Origin of the sequence: Acinetobacter sp. YH01003, assembly GCF_013420525.1 — a bacterium.
Lineage (GTDB): Bacteria > Pseudomonadota > Gammaproteobacteria > Pseudomonadales > Moraxellaceae > Acinetobacter > Acinetobacter towneri.
Genome location: NZ_VOXY01000015.1, coordinates 12,457 through 30,693, shown reverse-complemented (window position 1 = coordinate 30,693; position 18,237 = coordinate 12,457). Strand labels below are relative to the sequence as shown.

General features: G+C 39.9%; 22 protein-coding genes. 12 read left to right on the top strand and 10 right to left on the bottom strand.

Features of this window, described 5'->3' with window-relative positions; genetic code table 11:
* Positions 1 to 19: 19 nt before the first annotated feature.
* The 4 genes from iscU to FTT70_RS11290 form a co-directional block, all read right to left on the bottom strand.
* Entirely contained in the window at positions 20 to 406 is a 387-nt protein-coding gene (gene iscU / locus FTT70_RS11305; RefSeq protein WP_004976649.1) for a Fe-S cluster assembly scaffold IscU, read from the bottom strand.
* Between the two features lie 104 nt (positions 407 to 510).
* Positions 511 to 1,728, bottom strand: a complete 1,218-nt coding sequence (locus FTT70_RS11300) for an IscS subfamily cysteine desulfurase (protein WP_004976647.1) — start codon at positions 1,726 to 1,728, stop codon at positions 511 to 513.
* A 1-nt stretch (position 1,729) separates the two neighbouring features.
* Positions 1,730 to 2,203, bottom strand: a complete 474-nt coding sequence (locus FTT70_RS11295) for an Rrf2 family transcriptional regulator (protein WP_004976645.1) — start codon at positions 2,201 to 2,203, stop codon at positions 1,730 to 1,732.
* Between the two features lie 123 nt (positions 2,204 to 2,326).
* Complete coding sequence (locus FTT70_RS11290) at positions 2,327 to 2,974, bottom strand: hypothetical protein (protein ID WP_004976643.1); 648 nt, start codon at positions 2,972 to 2,974, stop codon at positions 2,327 to 2,329.
* A 195-nt stretch (positions 2,975 to 3,169) separates the two neighbouring features.
* On the opposite strand from FTT70_RS11290, the gene FTT70_RS11285 reads away from it, so the two are divergent.
* The 3 genes from FTT70_RS11285 (at position 3,170) to FTT70_RS11275 (ending at position 6,137) form a co-directional block, all read left to right on the top strand.
* On the top strand, positions 3,170 to 3,637 hold the full coding sequence (locus tag FTT70_RS11285) for a phasin family protein (protein WP_004976642.1): 468 nt from the start codon (positions 3,170 to 3,172) through the stop codon (positions 3,635 to 3,637).
* 224 nt (positions 3,638 to 3,861) lie between these two features.
* Positions 3,862 to 4,134 (top strand): HU family DNA-binding protein, encoded by a 273-nt coding sequence (locus FTT70_RS11280; protein WP_004976639.1) that lies wholly within the window; start codon positions 3,862 to 3,864, stop codon positions 4,132 to 4,134.
* A 131-nt stretch (positions 4,135 to 4,265) separates the two neighbouring features.
* Positions 4,266 to 6,137, top strand: coding sequence for a SurA N-terminal domain-containing protein (locus tag FTT70_RS11275; protein ID WP_180168629.1), 1,872 nt, complete (start codon positions 4,266 to 4,268; stop codon positions 6,135 to 6,137).
* A gap of 81 nt (positions 6,138 to 6,218) precedes the next feature.
* On the opposite strand, the gene FTT70_RS11270 is transcribed toward FTT70_RS11275, so the two are convergent.
* Positions 6,219 to 7,091: a DUF2797 domain-containing protein gene (locus tag FTT70_RS11270; protein WP_179996393.1), complete on the bottom strand. Its 873-nt coding sequence runs from the start codon at positions 7,089 to 7,091 to the stop codon at positions 6,219 to 6,221.
* Between the two features lie 34 nt (positions 7,092 to 7,125).
* On the opposite strand from FTT70_RS11270, the gene FTT70_RS11265 reads away from it, so the two are divergent.
* Together FTT70_RS11265 and FTT70_RS11260 are read left to right on the top strand one after the other, a co-directional pair.
* Positions 7,126 to 7,620 carry a DUF6231 family protein gene (locus FTT70_RS11265; protein WP_167845983.1) on the top strand — a complete coding sequence of 165 codons (495 nt, stop codon included), beginning with the start codon at positions 7,126 to 7,128 and terminating at the stop codon, positions 7,618 to 7,620.
* A gap of 140 nt (positions 7,621 to 7,760) precedes the next feature.
* Complete coding sequence (locus FTT70_RS11260) at positions 7,761 to 8,363, top strand: YidB family protein (protein WP_004976634.1); 603 nt, start codon at positions 7,761 to 7,763, stop codon at positions 8,361 to 8,363.
* 137 nt (positions 8,364 to 8,500) lie between these two features.
* Here the strand turns inward: FTT70_RS11260 and FTT70_RS11255 are convergent, their stop codons facing one another.
* From FTT70_RS11255 to FTT70_RS11235, 5 genes are all read right to left on the bottom strand, one after another.
* The gene (locus tag FTT70_RS11255) at positions 8,501 to 9,583 is read right to left on the bottom strand and encodes a porin (protein WP_004976633.1); all 1,083 of its coding nucleotides are present in this window, start codon (positions 9,581 to 9,583) and stop codon (positions 8,501 to 8,503) included.
* A 350-nt stretch (positions 9,584 to 9,933) separates the two neighbouring features.
* Positions 9,934 to 10,347 (bottom strand): HIT family protein, encoded by a 414-nt coding sequence (locus FTT70_RS11250; RefSeq protein ID WP_131261454.1) that lies wholly within the window; start codon positions 10,345 to 10,347, stop codon positions 9,934 to 9,936.
* A gap of 38 nt (positions 10,348 to 10,385) precedes the next feature.
* A complete protein-coding gene (locus FTT70_RS11245; protein WP_004976631.1) occupies positions 10,386 to 10,655 on the bottom strand; it encodes a YARHG domain-containing protein in 270 nt (89 codons plus the stop codon).
* An 85-nt stretch (positions 10,656 to 10,740) separates the two neighbouring features.
* Positions 10,741 to 11,613 (bottom strand): NAD(P)-dependent oxidoreductase, encoded by an 873-nt coding sequence (locus FTT70_RS11240; protein WP_096901444.1) that lies wholly within the window; start codon positions 11,611 to 11,613, stop codon positions 10,741 to 10,743.
* A 13-nt stretch (positions 11,614 to 11,626) separates the two neighbouring features.
* Positions 11,627 to 12,721 (bottom strand): alpha/beta fold hydrolase, encoded by a 1,095-nt coding sequence (locus FTT70_RS11235; RefSeq protein WP_131261453.1) that lies wholly within the window; start codon positions 12,719 to 12,721, stop codon positions 11,627 to 11,629.
* A 151-nt stretch (positions 12,722 to 12,872) separates the two neighbouring features.
* Between FTT70_RS11235 and FTT70_RS11230 the strand changes: the two genes are divergently transcribed.
* The 7 genes from FTT70_RS11230 to FTT70_RS11200 all read left to right on the top strand — a co-directional run bounded on the left by FTT70_RS11230 (position 12,873) and on the right by FTT70_RS11200 (position 18,235).
* Entirely contained in the window at positions 12,873 to 14,060 is a 1,188-nt protein-coding gene (locus FTT70_RS11230) for an O-succinylhomoserine sulfhydrylase (RefSeq protein ID WP_167845986.1), read from the top strand.
* A gap of 99 nt (positions 14,061 to 14,159) precedes the next feature.
* A complete protein-coding gene (locus FTT70_RS11225; protein WP_167845987.1) occupies positions 14,160 to 14,489 on the top strand; it encodes a YbaB/EbfC family nucleoid-associated protein in 330 nt (109 codons plus the stop codon).
* A gap of 10 nt (positions 14,490 to 14,499) precedes the next feature.
* Entirely contained in the window at positions 14,500 to 15,096 is a 597-nt protein-coding gene (recR, locus tag FTT70_RS11220; RefSeq protein WP_019837914.1) for a recombination mediator RecR, read from the top strand.
* A 239-nt stretch (positions 15,097 to 15,335) separates the two neighbouring features.
* On the top strand, positions 15,336 to 16,478 hold the full coding sequence (locus tag FTT70_RS11215; protein WP_096901447.1) for an HRDC domain-containing protein: 1,143 nt from the start codon (positions 15,336 to 15,338) through the stop codon (positions 16,476 to 16,478).
* A gap of 169 nt (positions 16,479 to 16,647) precedes the next feature.
* Positions 16,648 to 16,956: a YcgL domain-containing protein gene (locus FTT70_RS11210; RefSeq protein ID WP_004976615.1), complete on the top strand. Its 309-nt coding sequence runs from the start codon at positions 16,648 to 16,650 to the stop codon at positions 16,954 to 16,956.
* Between the two features lie 21 nt (positions 16,957 to 16,977).
* Positions 16,978 to 17,361, top strand: a complete 384-nt coding sequence (locus FTT70_RS11205) for a hypothetical protein (protein ID WP_180168628.1) — start codon at positions 16,978 to 16,980, stop codon at positions 17,359 to 17,361.
* 22 nt (positions 17,362 to 17,383) lie between these two features.
* A complete protein-coding gene (locus tag FTT70_RS11200) occupies positions 17,384 to 18,235 on the top strand; it encodes a MoxR family ATPase (protein WP_004976610.1) in 852 nt (283 codons plus the stop codon).
* The last annotated feature ends 2 nt before the right edge of the window (positions 18,236 to 18,237 follow it).

Below are 18,237 nucleotides of genomic sequence, written 5' to 3'. Positions count from 1 at the left end.
TTCCACAAAACTTAGCAAATTAAGCTTTGGTCTTTTTGCTGCGATAGTCTTCTACAGCAGCTTTAATTGCATCTTCTGCCAATACAGAGCAGTGTACTTTCACTGGTGGAAGGGCAAGTTCGGTAGCAATATCAATGTTCTTGATCGCTTGTGCTTCATCTAAAGTTTTACCTTTAAGCCACTCAGTAACCAAAGAACTAGAAGCAATGGCAGAACCACAACCATAAGTTTTGAAACGTGCTTCTTCAATCACGCCTTCGTCATTCACTTGAATTTGCAGACGCATTACATCGCCACATGCAGGTGCGCCCACCATACCTGTACCAACGTTTTCAGCATTTTTGTCTAAAACGCCAACATTACGAGGGTTTTCGTAATGATCAATTACTTTATCGCTATAAGCCATGTCGCTTCTCCAAACCTCGGGGTCAGCCTTAATATAAATATGGGGGTGAAATTACCTTTATCAATCTAATGGCTTCCTGTCAAAGCCATTAGATTTGGGATGAATTAGTGTTCAGTCCATTCTACTTTAGAAAGGTCAATCCCTTCTTTATACATATCCCAAAGCGGTGAAAGTTCACGTAACTTTTCAACAGCAGCTTTAGTCACAGTTAGGACATGATCAATATCTTCTTCAGTGGTGTATTTACCAAAACTGAAACGAATTGAGCTGTGTGCAAGTTCGTCTGAAAGACCTAGTGCACGTAATACATAAGATGGCTCTAAAGTCGCTGAAGTACACGCAGAACCTGAAGATACCGCAGCATCTTTAAGAGACATCATTAAAGATTCACCTTCAACAAAGTTGAAGCTGACGTTTAAATAGTTGGCTACGTTTAGTGTTGGGTGACCATTCAGGAAAACTTGTTCCATGGTGTTCAAGCCATTCCAAAGTTTGTCGCGCAATACACGTAAACGGGCTTGTTCAGAAGCCAAGTTTTTGCCTGCAAGTTCAAATGCTTCGCCCATACCTACAATTTGGTGGGTTGCAAGTGTGCCTGAACGCATGCCACGCTCATGACCGCCACCATGCATTTGTGCTTTTAAGCGTACGCGTGGACTGCGGCGTACAAATAGCGCACCAATACCTTTAGGGCCATAGATTTTGTGTGCAGAGAAGCTCATTAAGTCTACTTTTAAGGTAGATAAATCAATTTCTACCTTACCTGCAGCTTGCGCAGCATCAACGTGGAAGAAGATTTTTTTGGCACGGGTGATTTCGCCAATTGCAGCGACATCGGTAATCGTACCAATTTCGTTATTGACCATCATCAACGACACTAAAATTGTGTCTGGACGAATTGCCGCTTCAACCATTTCAGGTGTAATTAAACCTGTTTGTGGTTGTGGCTCTAAGTACGTGATTTCAAAACCTTCAGATTCAAGCTCACGGCAGGTATCTAAAATGGCTTTGTGTTCAATTTTAGAGGTAATAATGTGTTTGCCTTTAGACGAATAGAATTGTGCTACGCCTTTTAGTGCAAGGTTATCTGATTCTGTTGCACCAGAAGTCCACACGATTTCACGTGGGTCTGCTTTGATCAAGTTCGCAACTTGTTCACGTGCATATTCAACTTTTTCTTCTGCTTGCCAGCCATAAGCGTGCGAACGAGAAGCGGCATTACCGAAAGTCCCATCAAAAGTCAGGCACTCCATCATGCGTTCTGCAACTTGAGGATCTACAGGAGTGGTTGCTGCGTAGTCAAGATAAATTGGACGTTTCATGTCAAATACCTGTAACCGATAACAGAGCTGAATCAAACGGTGCTGTGTTCTGGCGAATGGCAACAGTTTGTACGTTGTCACGCGCAACTAAATCAGCAAGTGAGATTTTAGCGAGATAGTCGGCAATATGATGGGAGAGTTCCTGCCATAAGTCGTGAGTCAAGCACATTGCACCATTTTGACAGTTGCCTTTATGGTCGCAACGCGTTGCATCAACAGTTTCGTTTACGGCTTCAATGATTTCTAGCACAGTGATTTCATTTGCACTACGTGCTAAATGGTAACCACCGTTAGCACCGCGAACACTAGACACTAAGCCGTGGCGCTTAAGTTTTGCGAATAACTGCTCAAGATAAGCAACAGAAATAGTTTGACGGGCTGCAATTTCAGCAAGCGTGATCGTTTGTTCAGTTGGCTGCAAAGCTAAATCAAGTAGAGCAGTCACTGCGTAGCGACCGCGAGTTGTTAAGCGCATGATTCGATACACATGATTAGACTAGATATGGGTATTCTATGAATCCCGACTAAATTAGTCAAGTATTTTATTGTGATATTGTGCGCGAGGATTTACGCTGTTTTTCTTGATATTTTAATGCGTTTAAACGATCCATAAATTATACACTAATAACGTAATTAATAGTACTGTTATTACACCAAAGACGATGTTAATGCGCTTTTGACGACGTTCAATCCGACGAATACGGTTTTTATGCTGTTTAAGCTCAACTTGTAGGGTGTTGATCTTAGAGCGTTGTTCATCAATTTTGTCTAAAAGTGGGGCAATGCGCTTTTTAGAACCAATCACTTCTTGTTCTTGCGGTGCTTCTTTCAGCCATTGTTTCCAGTCAGCTAAAACTTTGGGTGCACTAAAATGCAAAATTAGATCACGAAACTCATCTTTAAGGGTAATGTCACCATCTATACGCATGTGTTTAATACTGCGACGATTACCTAAAATAAAGATTTTAAATAAATCTATGAGGGTGGTGCGCACATCTAAATCGACAGCTTGTTCAGGTGCTTTGCTGTCAAATAAGATGCCGTTTGGATTGAATTCCACGTAAATGTCGAAATAAGGAATATAGCTATTAATTTTAATGGTGATTTTCTGGTCGACAAACTTTTTAGCCTGCAAAGCGACCACACGATCATGTTTTAGAATAAAGCTAAAAATTGTTTCCAGCACAATCATGAGCATGGTCAGCAACAAATGTGGATTACTTTGTCTTTGTTGCGAATCACTCATAAAATCAAGTCCCTAAATCTAAAGTTGAATTCCTTGTTTTGCGCTTCGTTGAGAATACATTCTAAGAAGCGCAGCGAATAATCTTGCTTTGTAGAACAGTTTAGCAAAACGATCAAGTATTTAATTTGCTATTATGAAAGCATTTTGTAGGTTTATTACATTTATGTGCGCATAAAATAAGCAGGAGAGAGGTTCATGGAAAAAACGACGGATAGCGTAGAAGAGCATTTGCTTGAATCAGAAACCACATTGAAAAATAAAGATAAATTACGCTCAGGACGTAAATCATCACTCGATTTTCGTAAATATACCAAGCAAATTTGGCTAGCAGGTTTAGGTGCATTTTCACGCGCAGAAGAAGAAGGCAATAAATTGTTTGACTCTCTGGTCAAGGTGGGTGAGGAATTAGAATCTAAAACTACAGAAATTGCCGATCAAACAGTTGAAAAAGTGTCTGAAAAAGCCAAAGAGTCGGTCATTGATACTAAAGATAAAGTTGAGCGTTTAATTGACCATAGCGTCAATCATTCTTTAAATAGAATTGGCTTGGTGACAGCAAAAGACCTACAACATTTGGAGCAATTGGTACTGCAATTACATGCCAAAGTCGATGCGTTGATTGAAGAAAATAAACAATTAAAAGAAGATGTCGCGAAAAAGTAATTCTGTGGAAAGGGGGCTTAAAGGATGTTGCTTTATTATACATCGGGTATTTTAGGGCAAAACTGAATAGAGGCTAACAGTTCCATCGTTTTTACCATTTATTTTGCATAAAAGCGTGCAGGGAGTATTGCTTTTACCCTCAAAGCATTGCTATAAAGGCGTTACGGTAATTTAAATTAAATCTCTGGACCTTAAATAAACGATATTAAGAGGACGTAATTTTCATGAATAAATCAGAATTAATCGATGCAATTGCAGAGAAAGGGGGATTGTCTAAGACTGATGCAGGTAAGGCCTTAGACGCAACAATTGCTTCTATTACTGAAGCGCTTAAAGCGGGTGATACTGTAACCCTCGTTGGTTTTGGTACATTTAATGTGAAAGAGCGTGCTGCTCGCACAGGTCGTAACCCACAAACAGGTGCTACACTTGAAATTAAAGCAAGCAAAGTACCAAGCTTTAAAGCGGGTAAAGGTTTAAAAGATTCAGTAGCATAATCTTTTAAAATGCCAAGAAAGCGCGCCAATTGGCGCGTTTTTTATTAATAATGTCAATAAACGGCTTCAACGCATTCATTCGTTGAGGGTTTTCAGTTAAAATCTCGCACAAATAAAATATTGGAATACTTATGGAATCTTTTCGTAAAGTTATTAAGGGTTGGTTGGGCAAAGTTTTGCTCGTCTTGTTCTTGACCCCTTTAGCACTTGTAGGTATTGAAGGATATTTTAGTGGAGGTCAGTCTGAAGACACTGCACAAACAGTCAATGGTCAGCAAATTTCAAAACGAGAATTAGATAATCTGACCAATTCCTTGAAAGAACAATACTTGGCCTATACCAATGGTGATGAAACACTATTGAATCAAAATTATATTCAAAACAAAGCCAAAGATACGTTGGTTGCACGTACCTTGTTATTACAACAAGCTGAGAAATTAGGGATTTCTTTGAGCGATGCACAAATTGAACAAATGATTGCACAGCAACCGAATTTCCAACAAGATGGCAAGTTTTCTGAAAGCTTGTATGCGAACTATCTGCAATCTGTAGGCATGACCAATCAGGCGCTTGTGGCAAATTTACGCCAAGACCATGCGTTAAAAATGCTGAGTGCTAGCTTTACCGATTATGCTTTAGTTAGCCCGTCTGATATTCAGCAAATTGCCAATTTACAAACCCAGCAACGTACTTTGCATTTATCTAGCATTAAGTTAGATGACTACAAGAAAAACATCACCACAAATGCACAAGAGATTGCTGCGTATTATGAACAGCACGCCAATGCCTTTAAACAGGTTGCTAGCGTTGATGTCGATTACATTGTGGTGACTCCAGCCAATATTGCACCTGCAAATACGGCTGTCACTGACGCAGAGTTACAACAGGCTTATCAAAAGTTTGTCGAAACTCAAAAAGGTGCTGCTGTACCGACAGTGAGACATATTTTAATCACCACCGATGCGCGTGATGATGCCGCAGCTAAAAAACTTGCAGAGCAAGCCGCAGCTGAAATTAAGCAAGGTACAAGCTTTACTGCAGCTGCACAAAAGTATTCGGATGATCCTGAGTCTAAAGCCAAAGGTGGTGAGGTTGCAGGTTATGAAGCAGGCGTATTTGGCGATGCCTTTGACAAAGCCGTGGGTAGCTTAAAATCTGGTGAAGTATCACAGCCGATTAAAACTCAATATGGCTATCATGTGATTCAAACAGAAGGTGCTACAGTTCAAGTCCCTGCGTTTGAAACTCAAAAAGCACGTTTAATGGCAGAGTTGCAAAAAGCCAAAACTGAAAATGCGTATACCGATACCATCAACAGCTTAAATGAATTGGTGGTGAGTAGTGATGCTTTAGATGTTGTGGCAGAAGAAGTGAAAACGGCCAAAGTCGAATCTGTTAATGGTTTAACTTTGGCGGCGCAGCATCCTGTTTTAAGCCAGCCATCTGTCAAAGTTAAATTGTTTAATGATGATGTGAAAAATGGCGATCGCAACGCATCGAGTAACATTACTTTAGCCAATGGCGATGTGGTATGGGTGAAAGTGCGTAATTACCATGCCGCAGGTGTGCAAACTTTAGAAGAAGCAACACCCCGCGTAAAAGCTAAACTGATTGAGAAAAAAGCCTTTGATGCAGCGAAAAAAGATATTCAAGCTGCGTTGGATGCCTTTAAAACTCAACCTGCAGCGACCGTTTTGGCGAAAAACCAAATCCGTTTTGAAAATGCAGGCACATTCACCCGTGCAGATGGTTTGTTAAAGCGTGAAATTGAACGTGCTGCATTTAGTGTGCTTGCGCCTAAAGATGGTATGTGGTCAGTAACAACAGCATCTATACCAAATGAATTGGTGGTGGTAGCTGTATCAAATGTAAACGATACTACATCGAATGCTTTAACGCCTGAGCAACTGAAAGAGTTAGCGCAGTTGTATCAACAATTACGTGCTCAACAAGAGCTAGATGACTATACGCAATATTTGAAATCGAAAGCGAAAATCAAATAAGTGATGAACATCTACAAAAAAACCAGCAAATTTGCTGGTTTTTTTGTGCATCTAAAATGATTAAGTAAGCAGTTTCAAGATTTATTCAGCGCGAATTTTTAGCTCATAACCTGTGTATTTACGAATGTTGATGACACCTGTATCCAAGATTAAATATTGCCCTTTAATTCCTTGCAGTTTGCCGCGAATGATTGGGGTTTTATCTAAGTTATGCGATTTAATTTTCTCAGGATACTGTTCTACAGGGTACACAAATTCACGCGGAAGTTCCTGATCTAAAAGCTCTACCGTTTCGTTGAATTCAAGGTTTTGACTAAACTCATCACGAATGGTCTGAATTTTAGGCGCAAACTCTTCAATCAGTTGTTCACGCACTTCAATTAGGTTTAGCGGCTCTGCTTCGCCTTTGAGTAGTTTGCGCCAGTCGGTTTTATCTGCGACTTGTGTACCAAACATAACTTCTAATTGCCCAGATAAACGACGTGAGCCGACTTTCATAATTGGTAAGGCTTGGGTTGCGCCCTGATCTAACCAACGTGTAGGCATTTGACCTAAACGGGTGATTCCCACTTTTAAAGCACTTGAATTGGCTAAATATACGATGTGCGGTTGAAAGCAGACTTCTTGAGCAAAACTATCTTCACGACAGGTACCTAAATGATAGTGACAGGTTTCAGGCTTCATGATGCACATATCGCAAGATGCTTTGGTTTTAAAACACTTGAAACAATGTCCTTGCGAATAAGATTTTGGTGTTTTTACGCCACAAGAAACACAATAAATATTGCCCGTCCACTCTAGTTCAAGCTCTTGCCCAAGCTGAAAAGGTAGATCAATTTCTGAACGGTCTAGAATAAATTTATATTCAACATTTGCCTTGTGTACCTGTTCATCAGTTACACTATGGTCCTTAAGACCTGCGTGCATTTTATGGCAAATGCCTTGTAGTTCCATAAGAATACTCTCTCAAAAATGAAGGAATGCAGTGATGGCTGAAATGCGTTTAATTCAAGCATTAATTGATGATTTATCTCAACAACAGCCAATTTCTACTGCATTGTGTATAGGGCAAAATATTGAAGCAAGCCCGAAGTATAACAATCAAGCGGCTGATGAGCAGCCAACTATCCAATGGCAGTATTTTAGCGCATTGGCATTTTTAAATCTGCCTTTTACCCAACGTTTTGATTTGGCAGTTGTATTTTTAGATGCTGCAGATTTTGCTGTGCAGACGCCACAACACACTTCGCAAATTTTGGTGAAGCTACGTGATTTATTGGCAAAACGTATTGTGGTGATTGCTGCGCGTGAAGATGAGCAATTGCTTAGAGCGCTTGGTTTTACGCAATTGATTGAACATCGCTTTGAGCAGCATCATTTGTGCTTATGGCAATTTAATATTTTGACTTATAAGCACGTGCCTGATTGGTTTAATTCTAAGTTTTGGGCAAACCCTGAAAATTGGGATAAATTCCGCTGGTAAGTGCTGAATTACGATCACAAAATTCTAATAATGATAATTAATTCACATAAATTTAGGATATTGCAAAATTTAACAATTTCAAGCGCGCAATTCAGTCAAAACTTCGTATGCTGTCATAAGGGCATTATGAGGAAAATAAAATGACCAATTTAAGCAATATTGTTGAAATTTTAGCAAAGCAGGCATTGGGCGCGAATCAGCAATCTAATCAATCTCAAGGCGGATTGGGTGGTATTTTAGGTTCGGTTTTGGGGCAACTTGGTGGTAATAACCAACAATCTGCGCAAGGCGGCTTGGGTGGCATTCTTGGTTCGGTACTAGGTCAGTTAGGTGGGCAACAACAGCGTTCTGCTACAGGTGCTTCAGGTACACAAAGTTTATTGATTGCAGTTTTGCCTTTGGTGTTGGCATGGATTCAAAAACAGGGTGGCTTGCAAGGTGCTTTGGATAAACTCAAAGGACAAGGCTTAACCAGTCAGGTGGATGATTGGGTGTCTACAGGCCCAGGTGAAAATGCGCATGTAGGTGCTGAACAAGTACAAAGTTTATTTGATGATGCCGATGTAGAGCAGGTCGCACAGCAAACTCAGGCGCCAAAGCAAGATATTTATAATGCGATTTCTGCAGTATTGCCGCAAATTATTGATTCATTGACACCACAAGGTGAGCAAACTAGCAAACAAGAAGCCAATGATGATATTCAACAAGTGATGAATTTAGTGTCTGGATTTTTAAAGCGTTAATATTGAAAAATTCAGCTTTGCAAAACTGACTTGAATAAACTAAGCCAGCAAGTTTGTTGGCTTAGTTTTTATTTGGTTTTTTAAGTATGCAAAAAACACGCCGAAGCGTGTTTTTATGTTTTAAGTTTGGTTCAGACTTAGAAGTCGTAACGGAAACCTAAAGAAAGAGCTGTTGAGTTTTCGTCTTTAGCACCTTTTACGGAGTTACCAAAGCTACGACCTTCTTTCCAAGGAGTAAGATCAGCATTTTTATCATTTAACATGGTTGCAAGGTTTGCGTATACACGTACAGCCTTGTCTAAACGATGTTCCACGCCAACTGCTAAAAGTGTAGAATTTGCATCTTCGGTGTCAACGTCACGGTGGAATACCTGACCACGTACATAAGTCTTTGGTGCTACTTTATAGTCTGCCGCTACACCAAATACTTGTGCATCAGCATATTTGGTTGCAGTACCTTCCAAGTCATGTGTAAGATATTGGTATAAACCACCTAAGTTTAGTTCTGGTGTGATTTTGTATGCTGCTGCGATACGGAATCCATCACGCTCACCCGAGCCAATTGCAGAGTTTTCTTCATAGCGTTCATAAGCAGCTGCAAAGTCAACAGGACCTTCTTTATAAGTTAAAGCCAGATCGTAAGCTTTATTGTCGTCCTGACCTTCTCCGGTCGTTGCATCTTTGGGAATTGAAGTGCTTGGATGTAATGATAAAGCTGCAAGTACGTTAAAACCACCACCGAATTTAGGAGATTTATATTCAACGGTATTTTCATTTCGTTCATCAAACTTATTATCACTAACACGTGTTACGTTACGAATGTCACCAACCATATCACCAAAGAAGTTCACTGGACCACGAGCAACTTTAAATGGGCTGTCAAAACGACCTGCACGTACTTGACCAAAGTCACCTTTTAAACCTACGAAAGTATCACGAGTAGCAAAGTCTACGCTTTTACCATCTTGGCTACCGCTAGCAAAGTTAACTTCTTGTTCAACTTGACCAAAAACAGTCATGCCGTTTTCTAATTTTTGTTCAGCTTTGAAGCCTAAACGTGATGAGTTAGAAGAAAGACCAACTTCGTTATAGTCTTTACCATCATCAAGATAGTCTAAAGATACGTGTGCACGACCATAAACTTTAACATCAGCAGCCATAGCTAATGCTGGTGTTAAGAAGGTTGCCCCAACTGCTAATGCGCAAAGCGTTTTTTTCATGTGTAGCTCCAATACAGACTATTGTTTTTAGTCCTAAACATTGTTCAGAAGTAGGGTAGATCTACTGCTGTTCTCTATTGGTGCTAAGTATTCCTTACAAATGCGACAGTAATATTAAGGAGATATTTCAAAATTATTAAAAAGAACAAATTAGATCAAAAACTTACTTTTATTCGCATTTTTTTAATGATTACATTTTTATTTATAGAAAAATATGTGAAATAAATAACTTAATTGCAAAGGGAAAGACATCTTAGTGTCATAAATGGTGATATAAATGAATGAAGAAAGCTGAATGCAAAAAAATGGAGCAGCTGCTCCATTTTTTTTGTATGACATTTTTGAAATATTTAAAGCGCTGCTTTAATTTTTTCCGCTTGAGCTTTAATTTTTTCTTGGTCGCCCATTTGTGCAGCATGTTTCCCAAGTTGATGAACCGATGTTGGAATTAAGTGAAAATGCACGTGGGGGACAGTTTGACCTGAACTTGCACCAGACAATTGCATTAACACGATACCATCTACACCCAAAGCTTGCTCCATTGCTTTCGCAATTTTTTGCACAATTTGAATAGTATAGGCTGCTGCATCTGCGGGTAAATCCAATAAAGTCACTGCAGGCGTTTTAGGAATCACGAGAGTGTGACCATCGGCTTGCGGCATGATGTCCATAAAAGCAAGCACTTGGTCATCTTCATACACTTTAATTGCAGGAAGTTCGCCACGTAGAATTCTTGCAAAAATATTTTGATCATCGTAAGCCATTATGATTCCTTAAATTCAGCTTTGATATTTCAGAACGGTTATTTACAGTTCAGTTCTTTTTGACGTTCTTTGATTGCGTCAAGACGTTGTTGTTCTTTTTCAGAAAACTTAGGTTTGGTTGTATAGCAGTTGTCATTACCAAAACGTGCTTTAGCTTCTGGGTCTTTGAAGCAGAACCCTTTAGATGCATAAATAACATCGTGGTCATTTTTCAGTTTCTGACATTCTTGTTCAGATGCAAAAGTAGTTGAACTTGCCCCAATTAAAGTTGCAAGGCTTGCAAATACGGCAATGCTAAACTTGTTCATAAGAGTTTCCTCTACTTAATGATGGTGTGACTAGCCACTTGATACACATTATTGGGTTTATGGCTGTATATTCAATGGCGAGTTCTTACTCTAGGGTAATATTACTCCATAATTCATACATTTTCACAGCAGTGGAAAAATCACTGTCTTTTTCTGCGGTTAAATTCGCTGCTTGAATCAGGCTTTGGGTTAAAGCCAATACAGGTGCAGGCAAAGCTGCTTCATGGACTAAATCTAATGCGATACCTGTGTCTTTAGCCAGTAAAGGGAGTGCAAAAGTATTTGGAAAAGCGCGATTCAGTACTCGCTGCGGCAAAATCATTTCCGTTACTGCGCTTTTACCACTTGAAGCATTTATGCATTGCAAGGCCTGATTTAAGTTTACGCCATGTGCTTTTAAGGTGGTAAAACCTTCAGCTGCAGCACACAAACTCACTGCCATTAACATATTATTCACCGCTTTTACGGCAAAGCCAGCACCAGGTTCACCCACATGCTGAATCACTTTACCAAAAGCCTGAATTGCAGGTAGGGCTTTTTCAAAAGCAGCAGCTTTACCGCCAATCATGACTGTTAATGTGGCATTTTCTGCACCAATGGTTTGTCCGCTTACAGGTGCATCTAAAAAGTCGATCTGTTGTGCTTCAAGTTGTTGTACCAATTTTTTAGCACTTTCGGGTACGCCACTGGTGCAATCGACCCAGACTGAACCTGCTTTAAGTTGAACTTGTGCAATCAGGTTTTCAACTTCGGTACTGGTGGGCAAGCAAGAAAAAATAATATCTGCTTGCACCGCTTGAGCCAATTCAACCGCTTGTGTGCCATATTCAGCAGCATGTTGCTCGGCTTTGGCAAAGTTACGATTCCAGACATAGACCGTATCAAAATGTTTAGGTAAATGGGCTGCCATGCGGTAGCCCATTGCGCCTAAGCCAATAAATGCAACAGATTGAATCATGTTTTTGCTCTCTTTATGCAATTTTGCTAGATCGTTGTTCTAACCAAGTGGTCAGTTTAGGCCAGAATTCATTGGCACTTTTTTGACTGGACATTAAACCCAAATGTCCACCTGGAATAAGAGTAAACGTGACATCGGTACTACTTGTCAATTCACATAAAGGTTGAGCAGCTTCAGCAGTGACAATTTGATCGCTATCACCCGCACCGACCAAAAGTGAACAATGAATATTTTTAAGGTCTATCTGATGTTGTTTGAGTTGAATATGACCTTGTTTGAGTGGGTTTTGCAGCCATACATTCAATACCATGTCCTGATTAATCCCACCCGGATAATCAATCATATTATTTAAAAAATTGGCTAAAGTTGCGTTTTCATGCAAGGTTTGTAAGTCGTGCAGATTCGACAGCATCTGTTTATTGCTTTCCAGCCATGCTCTAGGGTCTAAAATCTTAAAACCAATCGCATTGATTAAACCCGGTGTATGAATTAAATGCTTTGGAATTTTTCCTGAATAAAAGGCATGTTGCAATTTGGGATATTTAGAAATCAGTTGATTGGTCAGTTGAAAGAGTTTACCAACCCGCCCCGAAGCATAGCTATCTACAGGGCTACCCAAAACCATCAAGTTTTTAATATGAGTTGTTTGTTGGTCGGCGGTATAAAGCATGGCAAAAATACCCGCCATACTCCAACCATGTAGTGAAATTTGTTCGACTTTGGCGTGTTGTAAAATGAGTTGAATACAATTAGGGATTGCATCCTGAATAAAAGCCATAAAATTTAAATGACAATGTTGATAGGTCAATTGTCCCCAATCAACCAAATACACATCAAAACCGCTATGCTGAAAATGTTTCACTAAAGAGCGATAAGGATATAAGTCATAAATCGACATGGTAATTGCTAAAGGCGCAACAAAAACCAGCGGCTCTTTATATTGCTTATCTGGCGAAGCGTAATAGCGAATCTGCGCATACTTATAACGTGCCACGATGTCGTATGGCGTGGTCTGAGATAAGATCAAATCACGGCTTTTAAATAAGCGAGTGCTGAGGTTTTTAAGCTTTTTTCGGTGCGGATTAAATTTTCTTTGTAGCTGATTCATGAGGTGTTCCATCACACGTGGCGCCGATTTGAATGAAGTCTAAGCGATATTTATACATTTTACCTTGACCTTAAATGCGCTTGGCGCTCAAAATGTTGGCAATTATTTAACAAACAGGTCTTAGGACTAAGTTTAGGGCTGAGCAGTAAAGATGAGTCAACACGACGACATTGAATATCAATTAGATACTTTGGCAATTCGTACTGGACACAACCGTACAATTGAAGGCGAACACAGTGAGCCAATTTTCCTGACTTCATCATTTGTTTGTGAAAATGCTGCCGATGCAGCTGCAAAATTCTCAGGTGAAATTGAAGGCAATACCTATTCACGTTATACCAATCCAACTGTACAGGCTTTTGAAAAACGCTTGGCAGTATTAGATGGTGCAGAACGTGCGGTTGCGACAAGTTCGGGTATGGCGGCCGTTCATGCGATCACTTTGGCTTATCTTAAAGCGGGTGATCATGTAGTCTGTTCACGTGCTGTATTTGGCTCGATCATTTCACTATTTGAAAAATACGTGATGAAGTTTGGTGTCGATGTCACTTTTGTTGATTTAGAAGATTTAGACAGTTGGAAGCAAGCGATTCGTCCAAATACGCGTTTGTTATTTATTGAAACACCATCAAATCCATTGGCTCAGGTGGGTGACTTGCAAGCGATTGCCGATATTGCACATGCACATGGTGCGTTATTTGCGGTAGATAACACTTTCTGTACGCCCGTTTTGCAACAACCACTAAAATTTGGTGCAGACCTTATTATTTATTCATCAACCAAATATATTGATGGTCAGGGGCGTGCTTTGGGTGGTGCGGTTGTTGGTAAAGACAAGTTGGTCGAAGAAATCAACAGCGTTATTCGTACCTTGGGCAATTCATTAAGTCCGTTTAATGCATGGATTTTCTTAAAAGGCTTGGAAACATTAAGCCTGCGTATGAAAGCGCATTGTGCCAGCGCACAAAAACTTGCAGAGTGGCTAGATGCACATCCAAAAGTTGAAAAAGTGTATTATGCAGGCTTGCCGCATCACGCGGGGCATGAGTTGGCGAAAAAGCAACAGTCTGGCTTTGGCGGTGTTGTATCTTTTGTGGTGAAAGGCGAGCGTGAAGGCGCGTGGACTGTGATTGACAACACACGCTTCCTATCTATCACCAGTAATTTGGGCGATGTAAAATCAACCATTACTCATCCTGCAACAACATCGCATGGCAGAATGACCCCAGAAGCCAAACAAGCAGCAGGTATCAGCGAAGGTTTAATTCGTGTTTCTGTTGGCTTGGAAGATATTGATGATATTATTCGCGACATCGAGCGCGGTTTAGACCTCATTTAAAAACTAGGGTCTGTTGGCATTTCATAAATGGCTTGCGTTGTCGCAAACATAGACGAATTGTCAACAGACCCTCAATAGATCATTTGTTCGGAGATTTTTATGAACATTAATATGTTGATGCAGCAAGCGCAGCGCATGCAAAAAGAAGTGGAAAACAACATTAAAAAAGCCAAAGAAGAACTTGCGCAAACTGAAGTGCATGCAGAAGCGGGTGGTGGTTTAGTGAAAGTGACTATGACTTGCCGTAATGTGGTCAAACGCATTGAAATCAATCCTGAATTATTGCAAGACGATGCAGACATGATTGAAGATTTGATTGCCGCTGCAATGAATGATGCTGCCCGTCAAGTTGAAGCAATTGCTGAAGAAAAAATGAAGTCTGCAAACTCAGGCATGGGCTTGCCACCAGGCTTGGCAGGTTTATTCTAAGGAACGGCGTATGTTTAGTGATCGTTTTGATCAACTGGTACAAGCGCTACGCATTTTGCCAAGTGTTGGGCCAAAATCGGCTCAACGCATGGCATTGCACCTGATTATGAAAAATAGAGAAGGTGCAGTCGGTTTGGCTCATGCTTTGAACGAAGCCACTAGCTATATTCATGAATGTTCGATTTGTCACTCATTAACGGAAGATGAAGTCTGCAATATTTGCGCCTCACATGATCGTGATGCACACTTGCTTTGCGTGGTGGAATCTCCAGCCGATGTCATGGCGATTGAGCAAAGCGGCAGCTTCCGTGGTAAATACCATGTTTTAGGTGGGCATTTATCGCCATTAGATGGCATTGGGCCTGACGAAATTGGTATTCCGTATTTGGTTCAGCGTTTAAGTGATGGCAACATTACTGAAGTCATTTTGGCGACCAATGCAACCGTAGAAGGTCAAGCGACAGCACACTATTTGGTAGAAGCAACCAAACATTTGCCTGTGCAGATGACCCGTATTGCGCAAGGTGTGCCGCAAGGTGGTGAACTTGAATATGTCGATAGTCATACTTTAAGTCAGGCGGTGCATAATCGGATGCGAATGAAATAAGCATTTAGGTGCTTATTTCATGTGAATAGTCATTTGATAAATCATCCACAAAAATGATTACTTGCCTTTAAAGCCAATAAAAAATCAAATTAAGATAAAAAAACGATAAAAAATTTAAATTTTCACTGTATCGACTTAGAAATAAGATAAAAATTGAAAATACTGGACATATTTTTATAGCTAAATGCTATTTAATGTTTAAAATGAACCCCTAGAGAATCCTGTTTTACCTGCTCGCTATGTTCCAATTTATTCACCAACAAAAAGACTTTGAAAATGTCTTGGCATTAATGAGCCAAAACAGCATTTATGGTTTAGACACCGAATTTATTAAGGTCGATACTTTATGGCCAAAATTGGGTGTATTCCAAATTAATGTGAATGATCAGGTCTATTTGTTAGATGGCACTTCTTTAAATTTAAGTGCATTTTGGGAAAAACTGTTTCAAGCGCAGCAAAATATTTTTCATGCCTGCGGTGAAGATATTGATTTAATTTATCATTATGCGCAGCAAAAAAACTTAGATAACGTGTTTGATACCCAAGTTGGCATGTCATTTTTAGGGCATGGTTTACAAGTCAGTTATCAAAACGCTTTAAAAACCATGCTCAATGTCGATATTGATAAAGGGCAAACTCGCTCAGACTGGCTTGCACGTCCGTTGTCCGATGAGCAGTTAAATTATGCTGCCAATGATGTGCTGTATCTAATGCAATTGGCAGATAAGGTACAAACCGACTTAAAACAAAATTATTTACTGGATTTTGCACAAGAAGATTGCCGCAATTTAACTCAGGAAATTGGTGAAGAAACACCTTTAGAGTTGTTGTATCAGGATGTGGGCAACTATCGTCATTCACGCCGTCAACTCATGCAATTGCAACAATTGGCCGTTTGGCGTGAGCAAATGGTAAAAGCCTTAAACCAACCACGTAGTTTTATTTTGCGTAATTCTACTATGCTGGACTTGGTCGAGAAAAATCCTAAAAATCAGTTCCAGCTCAGTACTATTAAAGATTTACGTGCGCATATTGTGCGTGAACATGGCAAAACTATTTTAGATTTAATTAAATATTTGCCTGATCAATCACAATGGCCATTACGTATGGCGCGACCAATTCGTCATTCTTCAAAAGAAGTGGGCGAAAATGTAGAACAGGTGATTCAACGTGCCGTACAGGAAACTCAAATTCCAAAAGAAGTTTTGCTGCGTAAAAAATGGCTCAATGCGCTTTATCAGCATGTGGTATTTCATAACGATGAGCAAGATTTGCCTAACTATTTGTTAGGTTGGCGTTATGAATTACTCACCAAGCCTTTAATTGAAGTTTTACATGCCGACGAGCGTTATTTGTCTGGTCAGATGAAAGTTGCTGAATAAATCAAACCGATCCACATTTTAAATAAAGCCGTTTTTCACCTGAAAATGGATGAATTTTCACGCCATTCTTTGTTTGAGTGTAAACATAGACCAATGCGTTAATAATGGTTAATGTATCTCGGTTTTTTTTGTTGTATCCTTTGACTGAGTTTTTAGAGTTTTGTTGTTTATGCACTGTTCAATTTATAAATCGAGCAAAAAAGATGAGATGTATTTATACATCGCCCGTCCTGAGCAAACTGAAGATCAAGCAGAAGCGTTTAACCCGCTAGAGGTTTTACCTGAGCCAATGCGAGTTGCATTTGGTCGTGCGACATTTGTAATGGATTTGCAACTGTCTGAAAGCCGTAAGTTGGCACGTGTGAATGTTTTGCATGTCATGGATTCTATTCAAACACGTGGCTTCTTTATTCAAGTGCCACCAGAAGGCTTAATTAACCCAAATGCCGTTGAACCAGAAGGTTTACGTGGTGCTTAAGCTTTATTCAGGAGTTGAGAAATGAATAGTGTGATGACTGGATTGGATTCAATTCCTGAAACTGCAATTGCTGTTTCTGTTTATTTGTTGGGGAGTGCCATTATTTTATGGTGCTGGTACGAAATTGCCAAACGCTTGCCCAATCCGTTAGGTGGTATCACTTGGATTGTGCTGTTTGCAATTTTACTTACCCCAACAGTATCAGAAGGCAGCAATGCAGCACTTGCCCCAGCCATCTTTGGACTTCTTTTTGGTGTTTTAACCAAAGAAACCCCATTGGTTTGGTCTAATTTATCTGCCATTTTATTTGTGATCGGTCTTGGCTTATTGATCGGTTATTTCTGGTCAAGATACTATCTTAAACAAACGACTTATAAAGCCAAGAAAAATACCTCACCACTGTAACTAAAACAATTAAGGTAAAATCATGTCTGTTGATGCGCAACAATTTTCGGGTACAGATCAGTACATTGCGACTGATAGTTTAAAACTTGCGGTGAAAGCCGCACGTGCTTTGCAAAAACCGCTTTTGGTGAAAGGTGAGCCAGGTACAGGTAAAACCTTATTGGCAGAGCAAGTTGCTAAAAGTTTGGGTTTAAAGTTGATTACATGGCACATTAAATCGACCACCAAAGCGCAGCAAGGTTTATATGAATATGATGCAGTGTCGCGTTTGCGTGACAGCCAACTGGGCGATGACCGTGTGTATGACGTTAAAAACTATATTAAACCCGGGAAATTGTGGGAAGCATTTACCAGCGAAGAACGCTGTGTGTTGTTGATTGATGAAATTGACAAGGCAGATATTGAATTCCCAAATGACCTGCTACATGAACTCGATAAAATGTCGTTTTATGTTTATGAAACAGGCGAAACCATTACGGCAACACAACGTCCAATCGTGATCATCACATCAAATAATGAAAAAGAGCTGCCAGACGCTTTTTTACGTCGTTGTTTCTTCCATTATATTGATTTCCCAGATGAAGCGACCATGCGCGATATTATCGATGTGCATTTCCCGAATATTTCAAGCACATTGGTTTCAGAAGCTTTACAAGTTTTCTTTAAATTGCGCCAAGTTCCGGGCTTAAAAAAACCACCATCTACGTCTGAATTAATTGATTGGTTAAGCCTATTGATGGCAGATGACATGCCGGAAGATATTTTGCGTAATAGCGATAAAAGCAAAGCCATTCCGCCTTTATACGGTGCATTAATCAAAAATGAACAAGATGTGCAATTGCTTGAGCGTTTAGCCTTTATGTCGCGCCGTTAAGG